Origin of the sequence: Rhizobium sp. BK008 (assembly GCF_014197345.1) — a bacterium.
GTDB classification, from domain to species: Bacteria; Pseudomonadota; Alphaproteobacteria; order Rhizobiales; family Rhizobiaceae; genus Rhizobium; species Rhizobium anhuiense.
On the sequence record NZ_JACIFK010000010.1, the window covers coordinates 105,564 to 127,154 of the forward strand.

Below are 21,591 nucleotides of genomic sequence, written 5' to 3' on the forward strand. Positions count from 1 at the left end.
CTTAAAATCTGCCAACAAGGGGCAAGCAAACTATGACGAGCATCAACACCAATAACGCTGCAATGGCAGCCCTCCAGACTCTCCGTGGCATCAACCAGGGTCTCCAGGAAACCCAGGCTCACGTTTCGTCCGGCTATCGCGTCGGCAAGGCTTCCGACAACGCTGCTTACTGGTCGATCGCAACGACCATGCGTTCTGATAACAAGGCTCTCTCGGCTGTTTCCGACGCTCTCGGCCTCGGCGCTGCAAAGGTCGACACCGCTTACTCCGCCATGGACAGCGCCATCGATGTCGTCGGCGACATCAAGGCGAAGCTCGTTGCCGCCACTGAAAACGGCGTCGACAAGGCCAAGGTCCAGGAAGAAATCAGCCAGCTGCAGCAGCAGCTCCTGAGCGTCGCGCAGTCGGCTTCCTTCTCCGGTGAAAACTGGGTTGCCGGCGCTGACGGCACCAAGAACGTCGTTGCCTCCTTCGTCCGTGACGGCTCCAACGCCGTTTCGGTCGTGATGACCGACTATGTACTCGACAGCGGCTCCATGGGCAACGTTCTGTTCGGCATGAGCGGCGGTTCGGTCGAAACCTCCACGGGTATCCTCGGCACTTCGAATGGTGCGACCGGTTCTGTCTACGCAATGGACATCACCAACTTCACCCTCGGCGAAATCCAGTCGGCTCTGACCAACGTTGAATCGGCTCTGAAGGCCATGACCAGCGCCGGCGCTCAGCTCGGCTCGATCTCCAAGCGCATCGAACTGCAGGAAAACTTCGTGTCCGCTCTCAGCGACTCGATCGACTCCGGTGTCGGCCGTCTCGTCGATGCCAACATGGAAGAAGAATCCTCCAAGCTCAGCGCACTGCAGACCCAGCAGCAGCTGGCCGTCCAGTCGCTGTCGATTGCGAACTCCTCTTCGCAGACCATCCTCACGCTGTTCCGCGGCTAATAACCCTCGGAAACATCAGCCCGCCGGACTCCGGCGGGCACTGGTATCGAGCCGCGCTTCGATGGAGCGCGGCTTTTTTAATGTCTGTTAACGATCCATTAACCATAATGCTGTTTTCTGCGTCCAACGAGACGGTGAGTTAACCAAATTTAAGAACCGGTTAACAGGCATGAAGCTGATCCCCGTTCCCGGTGGCCTTCCGGAATGTCCCTTTTTTCTTTTTGCCGACGAGGGGCAATCATTTCATGACCAGCATTTTGACGAACGTCGCGGCGATGGCCGCTCTCCAGACACTCCGCGGCATCAACGACAACCTTGAGGACACGCAGAACCGCGTATCATCGGGTTACCGCGTCGAAAAGGCTGCTGACAACGCCGCCTACTGGTCGATCGCAACGACCATGCGTTCGGATAACAAGGCCCTCTCGGCTGTTTCCGACGCTCTCGGCCTCGGCGCCGCCAAGGTCGACACCGCTTACTCCGCCATGGACAGTGCCATCGACGTCATCACCGAAATCAAGGCGAAGATCGTCGCTGCAACCGAAAAGGGTGTCGACAAGGCTAAAGTTCAGGAAGAAATCAGCCAGCTGCAGCAACAGCTCCTGAGCATCGCGCAGTCGGCTTCCTTCTCCGGTGAAAACTGGGTTGCCGGCGCTGACGGCACCAAGAGCGTCGTTTCCACTTTCGTCCGCGATGGCAACGGCAATGTCTCGGTCAAGACGACGGACTATATTCTGGACACGAGCTCCGCGGGCAACGTTCTCTTCGGCATGGACTCGACCGGCACGATCGAGACCAGCTCCGGCATTATCGGCACATCATCCGGTACGATCGGCTCGATCTACTCGATGGACATCACCAACTTCGATTCGCCTGAGATTTCCATGGCCCTGACGTCGATCGAGGCAGGCCTTGAGGCGATGACCAAGGCTGCATCGCAGCTCGGCTCGATTTCCACTCGCATCGAGCTGCAGGAAGGCTTCGTCAGCGCGCTCAGCGATTCGATCGACTCCGGTGTCGGCCGCCTCGTCGACGCCAATATGGAAGAAGAATCCTCCAAGCTCAGCGCCCTGCAAACCCAGCAGCAGCTGGCGATCCAGTCGCTGTCGATCGCCAACTCCAGCGCTCAGAACATCCTTACGCTGTTCCGCAGCTAAGTCAGGCCTGAAGCTGGACCGAATCTTGCGCCATCGTCTGGCCGCACACATAAAGCCTCCCGGACCGCGCCCGAAATGGCGCGGTTTTTTCTTTTACATCAATGGCTTGATCAAGGCTTCGATCGACGCGCCAGGCTCGGCGCCGCGCTCTTGCCCAACGGGTTGATATCAAGTTAACTACGCCTTGAGTTGATTTGCTTTTGCGACACGCCGGTAGAAACCCTGCCGGAGGCATGATGCCACTTCAGTCGCCGCCGGCAATCCGGCCTGCCCTTTCACCTTAATCCGAGACCTGTCGATGACCGTTAAGATTACCAGCGCGGCCGCGGTGAATGCGCTTTCGGTGCTGCGCAGCATCAACAAAGAAGCCAGCCAGACCCAGCAGCAAGTGTCCTCGGGATATCGTATCGAGACGGCCGCCGACGATGCGTCCTATTGGTCGGTCGCAACCGTCATGCGTTCGGACAGCACCAATCTCGGAACGGTCGGAGATGCGCTCGGTCTTGGCGCTGCCAAGGTGGATGCGACCTATACGGCGATGAACTCGGCGATCGATCTCATGAGCCAGATCCGCGCCAAGCTGGTTTCGGCAAGAGAACCTGGTGTCGATAAGGACAAGATCAACGCCGAGATCAGCGAATACAAAGAGCAGTTGCAGACGGTCGTCGAATCGACGTCGTTTGCGGGGGAAAACTGGCTGCTGAACGGCGACACTGCTGCACCGCCGACATGGTCGGTCATCTCGGGTTTCGTGCGCGCTTCGACCGGCGAATATCAGGCCCAGACCATCGATTTCCCATCGTCGCAGACCATCCTCATCGACAAGAACAGTGCGAGCGGCGGCCTGCTGACCAAGGCGGTCGATGCCAACGCGATCAATAACTCCGGCACGACGTCGCGGAATTATTATCTGCTGGATGCCGGCTCGACGACGCCGGCGACGGGTACGGAAATTGCGATCGACGGCAACACGACCGATGCGCAGCTCACCGACATGCTCGACGTGACCGAGTCGCTGCTCTCCTCGCTGACGACCACGGCGGCATCCATCGGCGTGATGAAGACACGCATCGACGATCAGATAGACTATACCGCCGATCTGTCCGATTCGATCGACAAGAGCGTCGGTGCGCTCGTCGATACCGACATGGACGAGGCTTCGATCCGGCAGAAGGCAATCGAAACCCAGAAGCAGATGGCCGTCGAAGCGATCTCGATCCTCAATACGGCCGCAAGCAAGATTCTGATTCTGCTGGAATAAGGAATGGGCGCGATCACGGGTGGCAACGGCGCCATTCATCCTCGCGCAAGTTTGACTTCCTAGTTTCCGGCATGAAGGCATCGTCCGAATCCGTGCCGGCGCAAGGTCAGGCCCTTGCCCGTTTCGAAGGGAGATGTCGGCGCGCAAGGACATTTTGAGCGGGAGCGGGCATGTTGCATGCCTCCCGAATGCTGGATGGTTTTTATGAGCATTTCGCTTTCCCGGTATTTGAAGGATTTCGGCGAACCGGAACCGTCACCGCCGGTCCTCGATATGGATGATTTCGGTGGCGACATGTTCCCCGAAACACTGAGCGAACCGGCGATCGACGTCGAGGCGGAGCGCCGCGAAGCCTATGCGGAAGGTCATGCCGCGGCCACCGCGGAACTGACCGAGAAACACGCGCTGGAGGCGCGGACGCTGGCTGAGGTCCATGCGCGTCAACTCGAGGAGCTGAAGCTTCGCTACGAAGTCGAGGCGGCAGCAGTCATTGCATCCCGCATCCGCGATATTGCCGAAGAGCTCGCTCAGCTGGTCAGCGCCGGCGCCGCCGCCGCCATCGCGCCAGTGATGACGGAAGCGCTTGCCGCCGAAGCTGCCGAAAACCTCGCCACACTGCTGCGCGACGCGATCCTTGAAGGCGCCGCTGGACCGATCGTCGTCAAGGGACCGACCCGGCTTTTCGACATATTGAAGGCCGAGCTCGGCGAACATGCCGAGGCGGTTCGCCATTTTGAGACCGACGATATCGATCTTGCCGTCGAAATCGGTGATTCCGTCATCGTCACCCGTATGTCCGCCTGGGCGGCCAGCTTGAAGAAAGTTCTCGAATGAGCGAAGGCGAAAACCACCACCACGGCAAAAACGAGATCATCATCGTCAAGAGACATGGCGGCGGCGATCACGATGGCGCCCATGGCGGTGCGTGGAAAATTGCCTATGCCGACTTCATGACGGCGATGATGGCGTTCTTCCTGGTCATGTGGCTGGTCAATGCCGCCAACGAGGAGACCAAGGCCTCGGTCGCGACCTATTTCAATCCGATCAAGCTCTCCGACGAAAAGCCGACCGAGAAGGGTCTGAAGAAGCCTGTCGATAACGCCGAAGGCGAGGAGAAGCAGGAGAAGTCGAAGCAGAAGGAAGAAGATCCGAACGACGGCAAGGCCGCGGCGGATGGTGACGACCAGACATCGACATCAGGCGACCAAACCAATTATTCCGAGGCCGATTTCTTCGAAAATCCCTATTCGGTTCTCGCCGAGATCGCCCAGGAAGTCGGCCAGCAGGCCAATGTCAGCGCCAAGGGCGACGGCGGCGCCGCCGATTCCGGTCCGGCCACCGGCGCCGATGGCGGCGAGGCCTATCGTGATCCTTTCGATCCGGATTTCTGGACGAAGCAGGTCGAGGTCACCACGGCCGGCAAGTCGGCGCCTCCCGGCAAGAGCGACCAGCAGGCGGTCGAGAGCGGGACGACCGAGATCGCCAAGCTCGAAGACACCAAGCCGATACCGCTGACCACCGATCAGAAGGCTGCCCCGGAAACCAAGGAAACGAAGGAAGCCAAGGAAACGAAGGGCGCGGTCGAAGCCAAGGACGGCAAGGCGCCGGCCGGCAAGTCTGCCAACGACAAGAAGGCGGAAGCTCAGAAAGACGCCGAACATCAGAAGGATGCGGATAAGAGCGCTGATGAGGCCGTGCAGCAGCAGAAGGAAGCAGAGCAGCTGCAGGAGCAGATCGCCCAGCAGATCGGCGGCGTTGCCGGCAAGCTCGCCGAAGGCCTGACCGTGACGGCGTCCGAAGGCGGATTGCTGGTCAGCATCTCCGACCAGAGCGACGATTCGATGTTCAATATCGGTTCTGCTGTTCCGCGCCAGGAGATGGTGCTCGCCATGGAAAAGATCGGCGCGATCCTGAAGGAGAGGGGTGGCGCGGTCGCCATCCGCGGCCACACGGACGGGCGCCAGTATAAGGGCACCCAGAACGAGAACTGGCGGCTTTCGATGGACCGCGCCCAGAGCGCCTACTACATGCTCGTGCGCGGTGGGCTCGACGAGAAACGTATCTCCCAGGTCTCCGGCTTCGCCGACCGTCGGCTGAAGTTGCCGACCGACCCGTTCAACGCGACCAACCGCCGGATCGAGATCCTGGTGCAGGCGGATAAGGGATAGTCGGATGGCGCGTCGGCAGCATCGCTATATCGGATGTGTGGCCCTCGGCCTGGCGATGCTTTCGCCGGCCGCAGGCAAGGCGCAGGATCCGGACGATCTTGCGCCGTACAAGATGCTGCGGTCGTTGCAGTTCGTGCAGGACTCCGTCGTCACCGGCGATCATTCGGCCGGCGAGATGCAGCGCTTCATGCTGGGGACGATCGACGAGCGGCTGCGCACCGTCGATACTTCGGTCTTCGATGACGACCGCAATGTCGATGCAGCGCTGATCTATGCGATGAGCGGCGGCAATCCCCAGACGCTCGAATATCTGATCGCCCACGACGTCAACGGCTATTTCGACAATCGCGTCACCGATGTGCTGCGCAAATATCTGAGCGGCAAAGGGTTGCTCGTCGCCAAGACGCTGGAGGAGACGGCCCGGGAATATCGCGACAAGAAGATCGGCCCCTATCTTGCGCTGATCGGCGGCAACGTGCTGATCGCGACGAAACCGGCAGACGCGCTGGATCTCTACGACCAGGCGCGTCTTGCAGCACCCGGGACGATCGTCGAGGAGGCGGCGTTGCGCCGCTCGGTCGCCATCTGCGTCGACAAGGGGATGCTCGATAAGGGAATGGCCTATTCGCAGCGTTATGTCAGACGTTTTCTGCATTCGCCCTATGCCAGCCAGTTCGCCGATCTTTTCGTCACGCTCGTCGTCAGTCACGATCACGACGTGAAGCCGCAGGATGTCGTCGACATCCTGTCTTTCATGGATGCGCCGCGCCAGCGCGAGGTCTATCTGCGCATCGCCCGTGCTGCGGCGATATCAGGTAAGCCGGAGCTGACGCATATGGCGGTCGAACGGGTGCAGTCGCTTGGCGCCGACACCGACAATGCCTTCGGGCCGCTTGCGAATTTCTATGGCGGCATGGCCGGCCTTCCCACGGAGGATGTCGACCGGGCGGCAAAGAATGTCCGCGGCATTGACGGCAATACGCTCTCACCGCGGGATCAGGCGCTGCAGGAGGCGGCGCGATCGGTCGCCGACCAGATCCTGCGCGCTCCCGATCCGGCAAGCTTGAGGCAAGCATCCACTCCTAACACTGATCATCAAGAAATCACTTCTGAAAAGGCTGCGGCGATAGCGACGCAACCGGAAGCGCCAGGCGCGCTTCCCGAGCCTGTTCCGGGAGGTGTGGCATCGACTGGCCAGAGCCAGGATACCGACCCCTCATTCAACGCATTTGTGACGACCAATCGATCCAAGCTCGACGAGATCGACGGTCTTCTGGCGCAGGAAGGCAATTAATTATGATGGATATCAGCGTCTCGGGCGGAGCCTCCGGTGCGGAGTCGGCTGCGGTTGCGAAATCCGCGCGGCCGGCCGGAAAAGATGATGCCGCCGGCCAGAAGAACGGCTTCTTCGACGTGCTTGCCAAGGCAGGCAGCAATGCCGTCAATGACGACACCGACGATGCGCAACCGGATCAAGGGACGGCTGCCGATGGCGCCGCGGAGAAAGTGGCGCGGACGATCCGCGGCCGCAGCAGCGCAAAGCCGTTGGTCGATCTCAGTGATGCCGCGCTGAAGGCGCAGGCGGGGGTGCCGCCGGAAACGATCGCCAATGTTGAAAAGGTTGCGGCAAAGCCCGCAAAGGCCGGGGTCAAAATGCCGGCCGATCTCGCCTTCGGCACGCTCGATCCGAAAGACAGTCCCGCAGATGAGGTGGTGCAGACGGCCAAGAGTGGCAAGCACGCCAAGGCCGACGCATTGGAAACCGATACGGACCAGGACAGCGACGAGGATGACGGCGGCATTTCCGACGTCCTCGGCCTGCTGAAGCAGGAACCTGCCGACGGCGCCGTCGCCTTGCCGGCGGCAACAGCCGCCCACCATCTGTCCGCCAAGGCCGGTGAGGCCGGACCGGCCGACAAGAAACTCGATGGGGTCGACGCCAAGGCGGGCGGCCATGCATCCGATGCTCTGGCGGCCGTCAGCAGCAACGTTGAGAGCGGCAAGGCGGATGACGTCAAGCTTCCCGGAGCGGAGAGTGCCGAAGCAACAGATGGCAGGACATTCAGGATCAGTCGTGCCGATGGCCGCGGCGTATCGATGGATGTCCACATCGGCACTGATCAGGCCGGGGCGAAGGATGGCGCGAAGAAGGCCGATGTCGAAAATGTTTCGGTGCTCGAATCGCGCCGCTATATCGGCCTGATGCAGAATTCGAATTCCGCCGCCGTGACCGCTGCTCTCTCCGGCGATTCCGAATGGGCGCGCGCCATGGAACCGAGCTCGGCGCTCTCCAACGCGGCGGAATGGACGAGCACCGGCAAGGTGGTCAATACGCTGAAGATCCAGATGAACCCGCTCGATCTCGGCCTGGTGACGGCGACCATGCGCCTGTCCGGCGACGCCCTGAATGTCGACCTCAAGGTCGAAACGGGGGCGGCCTATCGTCAGATGAAGGAAGACCACGGCAAGATTCTCGAAGCTCTGCGCAGCCAGGGCTACGCCGTCGACAACGTCACCATCAGCATGGCGCCGGTCGAGCGTGCCGATACCGGCAACCAGGCGGGCAGCCAGGCCTCCCAGCAGCAGTCGCTCCCCCAGCAGGGGCAGGGCGGCGAGGCGCGCGAGCGTCACAATCAGACGGCACGGACGGATGGAGCCTTCAATGGCGCAGGCGAGACTGGTATTGAAGACGCTCGTACTGGCGGCAGCAGCGGCACTGGCGGCGTTTACCTCTGAGGCATCAGCCTCCACCGGCGCCTGCGAACGCGAGATCCAGTCGGCCGCTGCCAAATATGGTATCCCGGAAGGCATCCTCTATTCAGTCGGTCTGACGGAGACCGGCCGCAAGGGCTCGCTCTATCCCTATGCCATGAACGTCGAAGGCAAGGCGATCTTTCCGCCCTCGGAGCAGGATGCGATGCGGCAATTCGACGTCGCCCGCAGCAGCGGCGCGAAGCTCATCGACATCGGCTGCATGCAGATCAACCACTATTATCACGGTGAAAATTTCGGCTCCGCCGAGGATATGTTCGACCCACACCGCAACGTAGAGTACGCGGCAAAATTCCTCCGCAACCTTCATGATCGGCACGAGACGTGGACGATGGCGGTAGCCAGATACCATGCCGGACCCAACAACGATCCGGCGCAGAAGCAATATGTCTGTCGCGTCATCGCCAATCTGGTTGCCACGGGCTACGGCAAGTGGACTCCCAATGCGAGTAACTTTTGCCGAAATTAATGCAACCAAAAATGGAAGAGGCATATTGTGACGAAACTGTGTCACAATATGGCGGGAATCCGGCACGAATCCCGTGTGCAAGCCATAATTAACCGGGCGTTAACTTTTCCACGAAATTTTGGTGTGCATATTCAATCATACCCACTAGATATAGATCAAATCGGACCCAAGATCTTAATCAATTATTAATTTCTGCCATTAACTTTAACGAGTTGTCGCCGATTCGTGCGATTCGTACCCATAGATCATCGAAGTGCCACACTGATTCGGAGGCGGACGAATGATCGTAGTGGTTGATGAGCGTGAGCTCGTGAAAGATGGATACACATCTCTGTTCGGCCGTGAGGGCATTCCCTCCACCGGCTTTGATCCAACGGAGTTCGGCGAGTGGGTACAGACCGCTGCCGATTCCGATATAGCGGCAGTCGAGGCTTTCCTGATCGGGCAGGGCCAGCGCAACCATGAACTGCCCCGGGCGATCCGGGATCGGTCGATGGCGCCGGTGATTGCGGTCAGCGACCAGCCCTCGCTCGAAAACACCCTTGCGCTTTTCGATTGCGGCGTCGACGACGTGGTGCGCAAACCGGTGCATCCCCGCGAAATCCTCGCAAGAGCGGCTGCGATCCGGCGCCGGCTGAAGGCGATCGCCAACTACACCGAGATCGGCGGGATCCGCGTCTTCTCGGATGGCCGCGACCCCGAGATCAACGGCGAGGTCTTTGCGCTTCCCCGGCGCGAGCGCCGTATCCTCGAATATTTGATCGCCAATCGCGGTCGCCGGGTCACCAAGACCCAGATCTTCAACGCCATCTACGGCATCTTCGATGAAGAGGTCGAGGAGAACGTCGTCGAAAGTCACATCTCGAAGCTGCGCAAGAAGCTGCGCAAGAAGCTCGGCGTCGATCCGGTCGATTCCAAGCGTTTCCTTGGCTACTGCATCGATTGGGCCTGATTTTGCCGGTCGGGTGGCGGCGCCCGGCTGAACCTCGATATTCGGCCTCGCTGCGAGCATGACAGACAGCTTCACGCAAGGCCCGACAAATACTCTCGAGTTTAACAGGTAAAACGAGGTTTTCAGATGAGCATTTTCGGCAGCATGAAGACGGCAGTATCGGGGATGAACGCGCAGGCGAACCGCCTCAGCACCGTCGCCGACAACATCGCCAACGTTAACACCAGCGGTTACAAGGCCGTGTCGACGAGCTTCTCGTCGCTGGTTCTGCCTTCCTCGGGCGGCAATTACAATTCCGGCGGCGTTCAGACCTCCGTGCGCCAGGCCGTTTCCGACCAGGGCGATATTTCCTACACCACCTCGGGCACCGACCTCGCGATTTCGGGCGACGGCTTCTTCATCGTCCAGGGTGCGGACGGCACGCCGGTCCTGACCCGCGCTGGCGATTTCACCAAGGACGACGAAGGCAACCTCGTCAATTCCGCCGGCTTCCAGCTGATGGGCTATTCCTACGACTCCGGCTCTCCCGCCGTCGTCGTCAACGGTTTCGACGGCCTCGTTCCGGTCAACGTCAACCAGGAAGGGCTGACTGCCATCGCCTCGACCTCAGGCGTCTTCACGGGCAACCTCAATTCCAACGCCACCGTCGAGTCGACCGCGGCGAATCTTCCGAGCGCCAACGGTACCACCACAACGACTGACACCAAGAAGTTCTCGATGGTTGCCTATGACACTCTCGGCAACAAGGTGATGTACGACTTCTACTTCACCAAGACCTCGGCCACGACGCCGCCGCCGTCTACCGGTACCGCCAGCACCTGGGAGGTTGCGGTCTTCCGCAACGCCGATGCGACGACGGGCAGCACGACCTCCTTCCCCTACAGCACCGCCGGCGGCACTGTGGGTTCGACCACGCTCGACTTCGACTCCACTGGCGCGATCACCAACTCGACCGGCACCTTCACAATCACTGATCCGGTGACTGGTCTGGACATCGACATGGATCTCACGGGCTTCACCCAGCTCGCCTCCGAGTTTGCCGGCACCGGCACACCGAACGGCCAGGCCGCCAGCCCGGTCAAGGACGTCACGATCGACGGCGACGGCATCGTCTACGCCAAATACGAGGATGGCAGCACCAAGCCGCTCTACCGCATTCCGCTGGCCAATGTGGCGAGCCCCGACAAGCTGACGCTGATGAGCGGCAACGTCTACAGCGCCAACGGCCAGTCGGGCGTCACCGTCACCGGCTTCCCGCAGACCAACGGCCTCGGCACGATCAAATCAGGCGCTCTCGAAGGTTCGAACGTCGACCTCGCCGGCGAGCTGACCGAAATGATCGAGTCGCAACGCAGCTATACCGCCAATTCCAAGGTGTTCCAGACGGGGTCCGACATCATGGACGTCCTCGTCAACCTCAAGAGATAATCAGGGTAACGGCTAAGCCATGTCGCTCACGTCAGCACTGAATACCGCGCAGAGCATATTCAACAATACCGGCACGCAGAGCAGTGTCGTATCGAACAATATCTCGAATGCGGGCAACAAAGATTACGTGCGCCGGCAGGCAATGCTCACCACGTCCTTGAACGGCGCCCAGGTCGTCAAGATTGATCGGGCGCAGGAAGATGCCCTGCTGCGCCAGTACCTGAAGTCATCCTCTCAGGACAGCGCCCAGCAGGCATTGCTCGGCGGTCTCGAGGACCTCAAGTCGATCATGGGTGGCAACGACTACGAAACGTCGCCATCCACCTATCTCGGTGTTTTCCAGCAGAAGCTTCAGGCTTTCCGCACGACGCCGGGCAGCACCGTCGCCGCCCAGGGCGCCATCACCGCCGCCCAGGATGTCGCCAACTCGCTGAACAATGCCTCGCAATCCGTTCAGGATGTCCGCGCCACCGCCGACAAGCAGATTGCCACCGACGTTGAAACGCTGAATACGCTGCTGAGCCAGTTCGAGGAGGCGAATAATGCGGTGAAGACCGCCACGGCCTCGGGTGCCGATGCTTCCGGCGCTCTCGATGAACGCGAGAAGGCTCTCAAGCAGATTTCGAAGATCGTCGGCGTCAGCGCGACGACGCGCGACAACAACGACATGGTGCTGAGCACGCCCGACGGGACGATCCTCTTCGAGACGGTTCCGCGCACCGTGACCGTCAAGTCTCAGGACATCTATACCGCCACCACCGTCGGCAATTCCGTCTATATCGACGGTGTCGCGTTGCCGCTCGGCAGCGGATCGACCACGACGGGGATGGGAAGCCTTCAGTCGCTCCTGCAGGTCCGCGACGAGATCGCCCCCAACTTCCAGAAGCAGCTCGACGAAATCGCCCGCGGCCTGGTCTCGATCTTCAAGGAGGACAACTCGTCAGGCACCCCGGCCTACGTGACCGGCCTCTTCACCTGGAGCGGCGGCACGGTCGAGGACGGCTCCACCGCCGTTGACGGCATGGCCTCGACCATCGCCGTCAGCACCCGTGTGATCACCTCACAGGGCGGCGACCCGATGCGCCTGCGCGATGGCGGCATCAATGCCACCGGCGTCGTTGTGAACACGTCAGGCGAAAGCGGCTATACGGATGAACTCGATCGCCTCTATACGGCGTTGGGCTCCGATATGGATTTCGACCCGGCAACGGGAACGACCGTCGGCTTCGACGCCACGACGGGCATCGATTCGAACGTCAGCATCATGGAATACGCCACGAATTCCCTCGGCTGGCTCGAGCAGTATCGCAGCAACGCCACGACAGCGGCGGAAAATACCTCGGCGGCGCTTTCACGCTCCGACGAAGCCTATTCCAACGAGACGGGCGTCAACCTCGACGAGGAACTGACGCTGCTCCTCGACATAGAGCAGTCCTACAAGGCGGCGACGAAGATCCTGAACGCCGTTGACGAAATGTTGAAGTCATTGCTGGATATTGCGAGTTAAGCCATGAAGAGCTCATTTATTTCAAGTTCAGCCATTCAGAACGCGATGCGCCTGACGATCCGTCAGGGGCAGAACCAGATGACCAAGGCAACGATGGAAGCGACGACGGGTGTCTATGCGGATATCGGTGTCTCTCTCGGCGGCAACGCCGCCAGGAGCGTGGACTTCACCCGCGAGACCGACAGGATAGCCTCGATCAAATCAAGCAATTCGCTTGTCGCCGCGCGCATGGAGTCCTCGCAGCTCGGCCTTTCCAAGATGAAGGACGTCGGCGACGGCCTGGTTTCGAAGCTGACGGCACTCCAGGGCAGCCACGATCCCGGCAGCATCACCGTCGCCATCCAGTCGGCGACCAGTGCGCTCTCCACGATGATGGACACCGCCAACACCATGGTGAACGGCGAATATCTGTTCTCCGGCATCAATACCGATGTGCAGCCGCTGACCGATATGACCGCAACGACGAGCGCCGCCATCGTCACGGAACTGAACACTTATGCGACCGGTCTCGGCAAGGCGGTCAGCGATTTGACCGGCGCTGAAATGGAGACCTTCATAACGTCGACGGTCGAGCCGATGTTCAGCGAAGCGAACTGGACCGATGCGACGACCGGCTGGTCGCAAGCGTCGAGCCAGAACATGACGAGCCGTATCAGCAACTCGGAAGTGATCGAATCCTCGACCAACGCCAATTCCGAAGGCATGCGCTACTTCGCGCTCGCCTCGGTGATGACCTCGGCGCTCCTCGACCAGGGCCTCAGCAGCGACGCAATGAGCACGGTGTCCAAGCAGGCGATCAGCTATACGACGAAGGCGACCAGTGGCCTCGTGACCCAGGCAAGCCAGCTCGGCCTTTCCCAGGAGCGCGTCAAGAAATCCAACGACGCCCTCGACGCCCAGTCGAACATCATCAAGAACAAGCTCGTCGATCTGCAGGGCGTCGATCCCTACGAGGCCTCGACGCTCGTCAAGACTTTGGAAACGCAGCTTGAAACCGCTTACACGATCGTCTCGAAGATCCAGCAGTTGAGTCTCGTAAACTACCTTTGATGATCAAAGGCGCGCAAAGAAGGATGCATGAATGTATCAGTTCTCATATGCCGAAGTCATGCAGGACTCGGTGGCCGACGCGAAAGAGCGGGAATGGCAGGTTCTTGACCGGTCCATAGATCTGCTTTCGCAGGCGCGCGAAAAGGAAAAATACGGCCGGGAAGCCATTGAAGCCCTGTTTTATACGCGCCGGGTGTGGATCAGCTTCATCGAAGATCTGAAACATCCCGACAACCAGCTGGAGATCGAGCTCAGGGCCAACCTCATCTCGATTGCGATCTGGATATTGAAGGAATGCGACAGGATCAGAAAACGTCAGTCTAATAACTACCAGGGCATCATCGACGTTACCACCATCATCAGGGATGGACTTAAATGAAAAGTACACTTCGCATTTCTCTGAAAGCCGGAGAAAGAATCTTCATCAACGGCGCTGTCCTGCGCGTCGACCGCAAGGTCGCGCTGGAATTCCTGAATGATGTGACGTTCCTTCTCGAAAACCACGTCCTGCAGCCGGAAGGCGCCACCACGCCCCTGCGTCAGCTCTATTTCATCGCGCAGATGATCCTCATCAATCCCGAGGGCAAGGACCACTCGACGGCGATGTTCCGCAAGTCGATCACCATGCTGCTCACCTGCTTCAAGAACGAGGAAATCCTCGCCGAACTGAAGCGCATCGACGCGCTGGTGTCGACCGGCCGTGCCTTCGATGCATTGAAGGCGATCCGCGGCCTCTACGCGATCGAAGACAGCATCCTCAACAACCACGAAATGCCGCCAACGATGGTCGAGCAGATTCGCAGGGAGATTGCACCATGGCGGTAGATGCAACAACAAGCGCGACCTCAACGACCTCGACGACCTCCTCGACGAGTTCGAGCTCGAAGTCGGCGACACTGAACTACGACAACTTCCTGCAGCTGCTCATCGCGCAGATGAAGAACCAGGATCCGACCGATCCGATGGATGCCAGCGAGCAGGTGGCGCAGCTGGCAACCTTCTCGCAGGTCGAGCAGACGATCCAGACCAACACCAAGTTGGACACGCTTCTGGCAAGCTCGAGCCTCACCCAGGCCAGCAGCTACGTCGGCAAATACATGGAAAGTGCCGACGGCACCGTCAAAGGCATCATCGATTCCGTCAAGGTTTATTCCGATGGTATCATTGCGACGACCGAAGATGGCGATAAGATACTCGTGCAGACGGGAATCACTGTTGCCGACGAGGCGCCGAGCAGCAGCTCCTGATGCGAACGGCGCCAACGCGCCTGTTTGACGCCAACCTAGCGCGGTCCGGCCAAGGCGGGGCCGCTTCAAGGCGATATGAGGTTGCCTTCGGATGAATGAAGCTGATGCATTGGATCTGTTCCAGGCCGCGATCTGGACCGTGCTGATTGCCGCCGGTCCCGCGGTCATCGCCGCGATGGTGGTGGGTCTCGTGATCGCCCTGATCCAGGCGCTTACCCAGGTGCAGGAAGCGACGCTGACCTTCGTGCCGAAGATCGTCGCGGTGCTGATCACGGTCGGCGTAACCGCGCCTTTCGTCGGCTCGCAGATCTCGATTTTCACCAATCTGGTCTTCTCGCGCATCCAGTCTGGTTTCTGAGCCACCTTCGCGCAAGCTTCGCCATTTAAGTCTCGATTCGAATTGGGCGGACTCATATCCGCCTCCTCTCATGAAGAGACGGAATCGTCATGGCGCAACCACCTGCACTCCCCATTCCAAAAGTCGCCCCGAGCCTGCGCGATGTCGGTTTTGCCCTCGGCATCGTCGGCATCATCTGCATTCTCTTCCTGCCGATCCCGCCATTTCTGATCGATATGGGCCTGGCCTTCTCGATCGCCTTCTCGGTTCTGATCCTGATGGTCGCGCTGTGGATTCAGAAGCCGCTCGATTTCTCGTCCTTCCCGACCATTCTGCTGATCGCGACGATGACCCGGCTGGCGCTGAACATCGCCACGACGCGCGTCATCCTGTCCCACGGCAATGAAGGCCACGACGCGGCCGGCGGCGTCATCGCCGGTTTTGCAAGCCTGGTCATGTCGGGCGACTTCGTCATCGGTCTGATCGTCTTCCTCATCCTCATCACCATCAACTTCATCGTCATCACCAAGGGTGCCACGCGTATCGCCGAAGTCGGCGCGCGTTTCACCCTGGACGCCATCCCCGGCAAGCAGATGTCGATCGACGCCGATCTTTCGGCCGGCATCATCGACGAAAAGGAAGCCCAGCGGCGGCGCCGGGAACTCGAGGAGGAAAGCTCCTTCTTCGGTGCGATGGACGGTGCCTCGAAGTTCGTGCGCGGCGATGCCGTCGCCGGCCTCATCATCACCGCCATCAACGTCTTCGGCGGCATCATCATCGGCTATTTCCGCCACGGCATGCCGATCGGCGAAGCGGCCGACGTCTTCGTCAAGCTCTCCGTCGGCGACGGCCTCGTCTCGCAGATGCCGGCGCTCATCGTCTCGCTCGCCGCCGGCCTTCTCGTCTCGCGCGGCGGCACCACCGGCTCCACCGACCAGGCTGTTGTCAACCAGTTGAGCGGCTATCCCCGCGCGCTCTCGGTCTCGGCCGTGCTGATGTTCGTCCTGGCCTTGATGCCCGGCCTGCCGTTTGTCCCCTTCGTGATCCTCGGCAGTCTTCTTGCCTTCGGCGCCTGGTTCATCCCGCGGCAGGTCGAGGCGGAAAACAAGCTTCGCCGCGAGCAGGAGGAAAAGAAGGTCGTCCAGAGCAAGGAGCTGGAAAAGGATTCGGTCAAGTCGGTGCTGCGCACCTCCGAGATCGAGCTCGCACTCGGCAAGATGGTCTCGACGCGCCTGCTCGGCGCCCACCAGGAGCTCGCCTTCCGCGTCGGCAAGATGCGCAAGAAGTTCGCCACGCAATACGGCTTCGTCGTGCCCGAGATCAAGGTCACGGACGATATCGCCATCGCCGAGAAGTCTTACCAGATCCGCATCCACGGCACGACGGTCGCCTCCAATCTCTTGCGCGTCGGCGAAGTCCTCGTCGTCACCGGCGCCGGCCGCCGGCCGAGCATTCCGGGCGACGAAATCCGCGAACCCGCTTTCGGCATGCCGGCCGTCTCGATCCTCGAAAACTTCGCCGACGATCTGAAACGCGAGGGCTTCCAGCCGATCGACAACGTCTCGGTCGTGCTCACCCATATGAGCGAGGTCATTCGCAACAACCTGCCGCAGCTTCTGTCCTACAAGGACGTCAAGGTGCTGATCGATCGGCTCGACCCCGAATACAAGAAGCTCGCCGACGAGATCTGCTCGTCGCACATGTCCTATTCGGGCCTGCAGGCGGTGCTCAAGCTCCTGCTTGCCGAACGCGTCTCGATCCGCAACCTGCACCTCATTCTCGAAGCGGTGGCCGAGCTTGCCCCGCATGTCAGGAAGACCGAGCAGATCGTCGAGCACGTCCGCATCCGCATGGCCCAGCAGCTTTGCGGCGATCTTGCCGACAATGGCGTGCTGCGCGTGCTCAGGCTGGGCAGCAAATGGGATCTGGCCTTCCACCAGGCGCTGAAGCGCGACGCCAAAGGCGAGGTGATTGAATTCGATATTGATCCGCGCAGCCTGGAAGAGTTCAGCGAGCAGGCCACCAAAGTTATCCGTGAGTTCATGGATCGCGGCCTGCCATTCGCCCTTGTCACATCGCCCGAAACACGCTCCTATGTGCGTATGATCATCGAACGTTTGTTCGCCACGTTGCCTGTCCTGTCGCATGTCGAACTGGCCAAGGGCATCGAGATAAAGATTTTGGGCTCTATTTCATGATAACAGACCCGCAAGGGACCGTTCTGGCGCTGTTTCTGGTTTTCTGCCGGATCGGTGGCTGTGTGCTGGCTCTTCCGGGTTTCTCCTCGGCGCGCGTGCCCGAACAACTGCGCGTCTTCATTGCCGGCGCGCTGTCTATCGCCGTCATGCCGCTGCTTTGGGATACTGTCTATCCGGCCGTTCACACCGGTTCTGCAACCTATATCGGCCTGATATTCAGCGAATCGCTGATCGGTGTGATGTATGGCATGCTGGCGAGGATCTATACGCTCGGCATGCAGTTCGCCGCCTCGATCATGGCCATGATGGTCGGTTATACCCAGCCGGGGTCCACCGACATCATCGAGGACACGTCGGAAAACAGCCTGTCGGCCTTTGTCACCTTTGCCGGCATCATGATTCTCTTCATCATGGATTTCCATCACATCGTCTTCCGCGCGCTGATCGATTCCTACACGACCATGCCATTCGGCGGCCTGATGCAGATGCGCGCGACGCTGATCTCCTTCACCGACACGCTGGAGCAGACCACCTACATCATGCTGCGGCTGTCGAGCCCGTTTTTGATCTATGGCATGATCTTCAACGTCTCGATCGGCTTCATCAACAAGCTGGCGCCGCAGATCCCGGTTTACTTCATCTCCACACCTTATCTGCTGATGGGCGGCCTCTTCCTGATCTATTTCTCGATTGCGGCGATGGTCAGCCAGTTCGGCCAGTCCTTCGGCTCGATCTATATCGGGCGATGAGGCGATGACCGAAAAGACGCGCTCCCAGAAACTCAAGCGACTGCTCTCGGTGCAGCGGCATATCGAACGGGTAGCCGAGAACGACCTGGCCGAAACCAGCCGCCAGCGCGTCGAGGTCAATGCGGCGATGGACGACGTCATTCTCGCGCTCGGCTCGATGGATCCTGTCCACCACGCCTTCTCGCAGAGCTACGCCGATCGATTCGGCAGGCTCACCATCAAGGACAAGCAACTGACCGGCATGCAGGAGGTCCACGAGATGCGGCTGGCGCGCGAGCGCGCCAAGGGCGATCGTTTCGAAGAGGGCATGAAGGAAGCCCTCGAGGCCGAGCGCCGCGAGGCCGACGACAATGCCGTCTACGATGTCATCGATCAGCAATTCGCAACGCCAGCCTCCAGCAAGCTTCAAAAACCATAGTCGTTACGATCTTAATTCAGAGGATTCTAACGTGGCTATTTCGCCCCCCAGTGATCTGGTCCTGGACGTTGTCAAAGCTGCCGACCCCATGGAGGTTCAGGCGGCCCAGGAAAAATTGAAGGCAAATCGTGCGGCCTTTGCCGCAACGAGCCTCGCCGAAAACGGCAAGGGCTTCTCCAATACGGTCGATGTTCTCGATCATATCGGCCAGAAGAGCGGCCTCGCCGACATCCAGAACCGCACCAAGGCCGAGGAAGTTCCGGAAAGCTACCGGAAGTTCGAGGCCATGGTTCTGCAGAATTTCGTCAAGTCCATGCTGCCGAGCGAAAGCGAAGACGTCTACGGCAAGGGCGCGACCGGCGATATCTGGAAAGGCATGATGGCCGAACAGCTCGGCAACACCATGGCCAAGGGTGACGGCATCGGCATCGCCAAGCAGATGTACAGCGAACAACTGCGCCGGCAGGAAGGCAAGATCGTCAATGCCTCGACCGACAACGATGACCGCAACACCGCGATCAGCATGATCGACGACTTCCAGCGTAAGACCTTTGGCACACCGACCGCCGAAGCCAAGACCGATCGAACAGGATGATTTTAGGCCCGTTGGCCTGAAATCTGAATCCTGTTCTCAATTAAAGTCAGAGCATGGTGTCGTCCGAAAACCGCGCACACTTTTCGGCGCCATGCTCTAAGCGACGCATAACCGAGGGTACAATGGAAATAGTTTCGAACGAATACAGGATCAAATCCGTTCTCGGACGCCTCGAAATGATCATCGACAATGAGAACACCCGGATCGGCAGCGATCCGCAATTCGATCTCAAGGTCTCCAATGCGCATAAGAGCCGCTGCCTCTACGAGCTGTCGATGCTTTTCCGCGATACCGATCCGGCCGAGCTTGCCGCTGCCCATCTCGATCAGCTGCACGGCTTGAAGAAGAAGCTGGTTCTCAATGCCCGCCGCGTCGAGGCGCATCTCGAAGCGGTGCGTGCCGTCGCCGACCTCCTGAAGAACGCCGTTCAGGATGCCGATGCCGACGGCACCTATTCCCAGGAACAATTCGCCATGCGTGGAAACTGATGATCAAGCTCGTCCTCACTGGTGTCTGGGTTTGCGCCATCACCTTGGCATCGGTCTATTTCTCGGTGTACCTGGCGACCGCGCCGGCGCCTGCGGCAACCGATTCCAAGCAGAGCGCACTCGAACTGGTGAAGGGCGAAACGATCACGGTACCGATCATCGGCAACGGCGCAGTCACCGGCTACTTCCTCGGCCGCGTTTCGTTCATGATGAACAAGGAGATGCTGAAGGGCGTGACGCTGCCGCTGTCCGAGATGACGACGGATGAGCTTTTCAGCCTGCTCGTCGGCAACAAGATGGTCGATATCGCCCACATCAAATCCTTCGATCCGAAGGCCTTCCGCGAAGAGATCAAGAAGGGCATGAACGAGCGCCTGGGTGGCGAATACGTCGCCGAAGTGATGCTGGAGCAGCTCGACTATCTCTCCAAGGAAGATGTCAAGGAAAGCTCCGCCGGCCAGCCGAAGAAGGTGGGCACACCCGTCAAGATCGTCGAGACCGCACCGGCCGGCGAAACGCCGGCGCCTCCTGCGCATTAGGCGACATCCGATCATCGACGACAAACGGCGCCGCAGGGCGCCTTTTTTCGTTGGCGCCCATGGTTAATAAACCACTTATGCGAGCATTGAAATTCAAGGAATTTTCCTAAGGGTTGTTTGAAACCATCCTGTTATATCAGGTCTCACAGCTTGGCTTGCGCCGCCTTCCGGGATCGGGGTGACGCCGTCCCGGCGTCACGCGACCGGTTCTTTCGAGACCTCCGGTGCGGAAATATGGGCTTGTTTTCCGGGATGTCGGGCGCATGCAGCACCCTCGGCAGGAGGTAGGAATGAATCTGATTGCAAACTTCGCGGTGCTCGCATCGCGGCGGACGATTTTCGATCTGCCGGTCTGCGATCTCGGCTGGGACGACGCCCTCGTTTTCATCAACGAGCTGGCCTCCATTCCCGTCGGCCAGACCGTGGTTTGCTTCGTCAACGCCCACAACATGCTGACGGCGCTGCGCGACGACGAATATTACCGGATCATGTCGCGTAATCTGGTGCTGCCGGACGGCATCGGTCTCAACATCGCATCGCAGATCGCCCATGGCTCGCCATTTCCCGCCAATCTGAACGGCACCGATTTCGTGCCGGCCTTCCTCACCTTCATGGAGGCCCCGCGTCGCATCGGTCTGATCGGCGGCACGCGCTCGGTCGTCGAGGCGGCGGCGGAAAATTTCCGCAGGCATACGCCCTGGCATGAATTCGTCGTCATTTCCGACGGCTATTTCGATAAGGTCGATTCCTCCGTCATCACAGAGGAGCTGCAGCGCCAGAAGGTCGATATCCTGATCGTCGGCATGGGAACGCCGCTGCAGGAGAAATGGGTCCACGACAATATCCGCGCCGATCATGCGCGTCTGGTGCTGACGGTGGGCGCTCTCTTCGACTTCGTTTCCGGCGCCGTCCCGCGTGCGCCGAGGACGGTGCGGATGATGCGCCTGGAATGGGCCTATCGCCTGCTGCAGGAGCCGACGCGCCTCTGGCGCCGTTACGTCATCGGCATCCCGGTCTTCCTCTTCCATGTCCTGCGCTACCGCTTTCGCCGGCGCGAAAGGATCCTCAGCTACCCGGAAGAGCACGGCACCGCGCTGCAGCCGCGGTCGGAGCATAAGAAAGCGAGCTAGAGCGCGTCGCGCCAAAGGGCCGCGGTTTTGCGTAAAAACCAAGAGCTAAAGCGCAGGAAGCGAATCTGAAAGACGCGAAGCGCTTTAGCTGACCCCAGTTTTTTACACGCTGCGGTTAACCATTTCTTTGCCATGAATATTTAGATTGGTTTAATCATCTGCCTCCGTGCGGATGAACGAAGCCG

Annotated in this window: 23 protein-coding genes; all 23 read left to right on the forward strand. The window is 59.9% G+C overall.

The window, feature by feature from the left end:
• Positions 1 to 32: 32 nt before the first annotated feature.
• The 23 genes from FHT69_RS29795 to FHT69_RS29905 all read left to right on the forward strand — a co-directional run bounded on the left by FHT69_RS29795 (position 33) and on the right by FHT69_RS29905 (position 21,406).
• Positions 33 to 941 carry a flagellin gene (locus tag FHT69_RS29795; protein ID WP_029868419.1) on the forward strand — a complete coding sequence of 303 codons (909 nt, stop codon included), beginning with the start codon at positions 33 to 35 and terminating at the stop codon, positions 939 to 941.
• Positions 942 to 1,186: 245 nt separating this feature from the next.
• Positions 1,187 to 2,098: a flagellin gene (locus FHT69_RS29800; RefSeq protein ID WP_097544582.1), complete on the forward strand. Its 912-nt coding sequence runs from the start codon at positions 1,187 to 1,189 to the stop codon at positions 2,096 to 2,098.
• A gap of 298 nt (positions 2,099 to 2,396) precedes the next feature.
• Positions 2,397 to 3,359, forward strand: a complete 963-nt coding sequence (locus tag FHT69_RS29805; protein WP_063476331.1) for a flagellin — start codon at positions 2,397 to 2,399, stop codon at positions 3,357 to 3,359.
• A 204-nt stretch (positions 3,360 to 3,563) separates the two neighbouring features.
• Positions 3,564 to 4,193, forward strand: coding sequence for a hypothetical protein (locus tag FHT69_RS29810; RefSeq protein ID WP_183904523.1), 630 nt, complete (start codon positions 3,564 to 3,566; stop codon positions 4,191 to 4,193).
• The gene (locus tag FHT69_RS29815; protein ID WP_183904522.1) at positions 4,190 to 5,527 is read left to right on the forward strand and encodes a MotB family protein; all 1,338 of its coding nucleotides are present in this window, start codon (positions 4,190 to 4,192) and stop codon (positions 5,525 to 5,527) included. The genes FHT69_RS29810 and FHT69_RS29815 overlap by 4 nt, the downstream gene beginning before the upstream one ends.
• A gap of 4 nt (positions 5,528 to 5,531) precedes the next feature.
• Complete coding sequence (gene motC / locus FHT69_RS29820) at positions 5,532 to 6,821, forward strand: chemotaxis protein MotC (RefSeq protein WP_029868226.1); 1,290 nt, start codon at positions 5,532 to 5,534, stop codon at positions 6,819 to 6,821.
• 2 nt (positions 6,822 to 6,823) lie between these two features.
• Positions 6,824 to 8,263, forward strand: a complete 1,440-nt coding sequence (locus tag FHT69_RS29825) for a flagellar hook-length control protein FliK (protein ID WP_183906343.1) — start codon at positions 6,824 to 6,826, stop codon at positions 8,261 to 8,263.
• A complete protein-coding gene (locus tag FHT69_RS29830; RefSeq protein WP_029868224.1) occupies positions 8,211 to 8,768 on the forward strand; it encodes a lytic transglycosylase domain-containing protein in 558 nt (185 codons plus the stop codon). Before FHT69_RS29825 ends, FHT69_RS29830 begins: the two co-directional genes overlap by 53 nt.
• Positions 8,769 to 9,048: 280 nt before the next feature.
• Positions 9,049 to 9,720, forward strand: a complete 672-nt coding sequence (rem, locus tag FHT69_RS29835) for a transcriptional activator Rem (RefSeq protein WP_029868223.1) — start codon at positions 9,049 to 9,051, stop codon at positions 9,718 to 9,720.
• Between the two features lie 126 nt (positions 9,721 to 9,846).
• Entirely contained in the window at positions 9,847 to 11,148 is a 1,302-nt protein-coding gene (locus FHT69_RS29840) for a flagellar hook protein FlgE (RefSeq protein ID WP_132575723.1), read from the forward strand.
• Positions 11,149 to 11,167: 19 nt separating this feature from the next.
• Positions 11,168 to 12,655, forward strand: a complete 1,488-nt coding sequence (gene flgK / locus FHT69_RS29845) for a flagellar hook-associated protein FlgK (RefSeq protein ID WP_183906344.1) — start codon at positions 11,168 to 11,170, stop codon at positions 12,653 to 12,655.
• A gap of 3 nt (positions 12,656 to 12,658) precedes the next feature.
• Complete coding sequence (locus FHT69_RS29850) at positions 12,659 to 13,705, forward strand: flagellar hook-associated family protein (RefSeq protein WP_029868220.1); 1,047 nt, start codon at positions 12,659 to 12,661, stop codon at positions 13,703 to 13,705.
• Between the two features lie 31 nt (positions 13,706 to 13,736).
• Positions 13,737 to 14,084 (forward strand): flagellar biosynthesis regulator FlaF, encoded by a 348-nt coding sequence (flaF, locus tag FHT69_RS29855; RefSeq protein ID WP_029868219.1) that lies wholly within the window; start codon positions 13,737 to 13,739, stop codon positions 14,082 to 14,084.
• Entirely contained in the window at positions 14,081 to 14,530 is a 450-nt protein-coding gene (gene flbT / locus FHT69_RS29860; RefSeq protein WP_029868218.1) for a flagellar biosynthesis repressor FlbT, read from the forward strand. The genes flaF and flbT overlap by 4 nt, the downstream gene beginning before the upstream one ends.
• Positions 14,521 to 14,952, forward strand: a complete 432-nt coding sequence (gene flgD / locus FHT69_RS29865) for a flagellar hook assembly protein FlgD (protein WP_047613610.1) — start codon at positions 14,521 to 14,523, stop codon at positions 14,950 to 14,952. Before flbT ends, flgD begins: the two co-directional genes overlap by 10 nt.
• A 91-nt stretch (positions 14,953 to 15,043) precedes the next feature.
• Positions 15,044 to 15,310 (forward strand): flagellar biosynthesis protein FliQ, encoded by a 267-nt coding sequence (gene fliQ / locus FHT69_RS29870; RefSeq protein WP_009992823.1) that lies wholly within the window; start codon positions 15,044 to 15,046, stop codon positions 15,308 to 15,310.
• Between the two features lie 89 nt (positions 15,311 to 15,399).
• Positions 15,400 to 17,487, forward strand: coding sequence for a flagellar biosynthesis protein FlhA (gene flhA / locus FHT69_RS29875; protein ID WP_047613614.1), 2,088 nt, complete (start codon positions 15,400 to 15,402; stop codon positions 17,485 to 17,487).
• The gene (gene fliR / locus FHT69_RS29880) at positions 17,484 to 18,236 is read left to right on the forward strand and encodes a flagellar biosynthetic protein FliR (protein ID WP_047613616.1); all 753 of its coding nucleotides are present in this window, start codon (positions 17,484 to 17,486) and stop codon (positions 18,234 to 18,236) included. Before flhA ends, fliR begins: the two co-directional genes overlap by 4 nt.
• A 4-nt stretch (positions 18,237 to 18,240) precedes the next feature.
• Positions 18,241 to 18,654, forward strand: a complete 414-nt coding sequence (locus FHT69_RS29885) for a hypothetical protein (protein ID WP_047613619.1) — start codon at positions 18,241 to 18,243, stop codon at positions 18,652 to 18,654.
• Positions 18,655 to 18,685: 31 nt separating this feature from the next.
• The gene (locus FHT69_RS29890; protein WP_047613620.1) at positions 18,686 to 19,249 is read left to right on the forward strand and encodes a rod-binding protein; all 564 of its coding nucleotides are present in this window, start codon (positions 18,686 to 18,688) and stop codon (positions 19,247 to 19,249) included.
• Between the two features lie 122 nt (positions 19,250 to 19,371).
• A complete protein-coding gene (locus FHT69_RS29895; RefSeq protein WP_047613621.1) occupies positions 19,372 to 19,737 on the forward strand; it encodes a hypothetical protein in 366 nt (121 codons plus the stop codon).
• Positions 19,737 to 20,276, forward strand: a complete 540-nt coding sequence (locus FHT69_RS29900) for a membrane protein (protein WP_047613623.1) — start codon at positions 19,737 to 19,739, stop codon at positions 20,274 to 20,276. Before FHT69_RS29895 ends, FHT69_RS29900 begins: the two co-directional genes overlap by 1 nt.
• Positions 20,277 to 20,566: 290 nt before the next feature.
• Positions 20,567 to 21,406: a WecB/TagA/CpsF family glycosyltransferase gene (locus FHT69_RS29905; protein ID WP_183906345.1), complete on the forward strand. Its 840-nt coding sequence runs from the start codon at positions 20,567 to 20,569 to the stop codon at positions 21,404 to 21,406.
• Positions 21,407 to 21,591: the final 185 nt, after the last annotated feature.

Bases quoted from the DNA above. Each gene is read 5' to 3' on its own strand.
- flhA (WP_047613614.1), top strand. From the start codon at position 15,400: ATGGCGCAACCACCTGCACTCCCCATTCCAAAAGTCGCCCCGAGCCTG.
- FHT69_RS29825 (WP_183906343.1), top strand. From the start codon at position 6,824: ATGATGGATATCAGCGTCTCGGGCGGAGCCTCCGGTGCGGAGTCGGCT.
- FHT69_RS29805 (WP_063476331.1), top strand. From the start codon at position 2,397: ATGACCGTTAAGATTACCAGCGCGGCCGCGGTGAATGCGCTTTCGGTG.
- fliR (WP_047613616.1), top strand. From the start codon at position 17,484: ATGATAACAGACCCGCAAGGGACCGTTCTGGCGCTGTTTCTGGTTTTC.
- flaF (WP_029868219.1), top strand. From the start codon at position 13,737: ATGTATCAGTTCTCATATGCCGAAGTCATGCAGGACTCGGTGGCCGAC.
- FHT69_RS29795 (WP_029868419.1), top strand. From the start codon at position 33: ATGACGAGCATCAACACCAATAACGCTGCAATGGCAGCCCTCCAGACT.
- FHT69_RS29885 (WP_047613619.1), top strand. From the start codon at position 18,241: ATGACCGAAAAGACGCGCTCCCAGAAACTCAAGCGACTGCTCTCGGTG.
- FHT69_RS29810 (WP_183904523.1), top strand. From the start codon at position 3,564: ATGAGCATTTCGCTTTCCCGGTATTTGAAGGATTTCGGCGAACCGGAA.
- FHT69_RS29840 (WP_132575723.1), top strand. From the start codon at position 9,847: ATGAGCATTTTCGGCAGCATGAAGACGGCAGTATCGGGGATGAACGCG.
- rem (WP_029868223.1), top strand. From the start codon at position 9,049: ATGATCGTAGTGGTTGATGAGCGTGAGCTCGTGAAAGATGGATACACA.
- fliQ (WP_009992823.1), top strand. From the start codon at position 15,044: ATGAATGAAGCTGATGCATTGGATCTGTTCCAGGCCGCGATCTGGACC.
- FHT69_RS29815 (WP_183904522.1), top strand. From the start codon at position 4,190: ATGAGCGAAGGCGAAAACCACCACCACGGCAAAAACGAGATCATCATC.
- motC (WP_029868226.1), top strand. From the start codon at position 5,532: ATGGCGCGTCGGCAGCATCGCTATATCGGATGTGTGGCCCTCGGCCTG.
- FHT69_RS29850 (WP_029868220.1), top strand. From the start codon at position 12,659: ATGAAGAGCTCATTTATTTCAAGTTCAGCCATTCAGAACGCGATGCGC.
- FHT69_RS29800 (WP_097544582.1), top strand. From the start codon at position 1,187: ATGACCAGCATTTTGACGAACGTCGCGGCGATGGCCGCTCTCCAGACA.
- FHT69_RS29905 (WP_183906345.1), top strand. From the start codon at position 20,567: ATGAATCTGATTGCAAACTTCGCGGTGCTCGCATCGCGGCGGACGATT.
- flgK (WP_183906344.1), top strand. From the start codon at position 11,168: ATGTCGCTCACGTCAGCACTGAATACCGCGCAGAGCATATTCAACAAT.
- FHT69_RS29900 (WP_047613623.1), top strand. From the start codon at position 19,737: ATGATCAAGCTCGTCCTCACTGGTGTCTGGGTTTGCGCCATCACCTTG.
- flbT (WP_029868218.1), top strand. From the start codon at position 14,081: ATGAAAAGTACACTTCGCATTTCTCTGAAAGCCGGAGAAAGAATCTTC.
- flgD (WP_047613610.1), top strand. From the start codon at position 14,521: ATGGCGGTAGATGCAACAACAAGCGCGACCTCAACGACCTCGACGACC.
- FHT69_RS29895 (WP_047613621.1), top strand. From the start codon at position 19,372: ATGGAAATAGTTTCGAACGAATACAGGATCAAATCCGTTCTCGGACGC.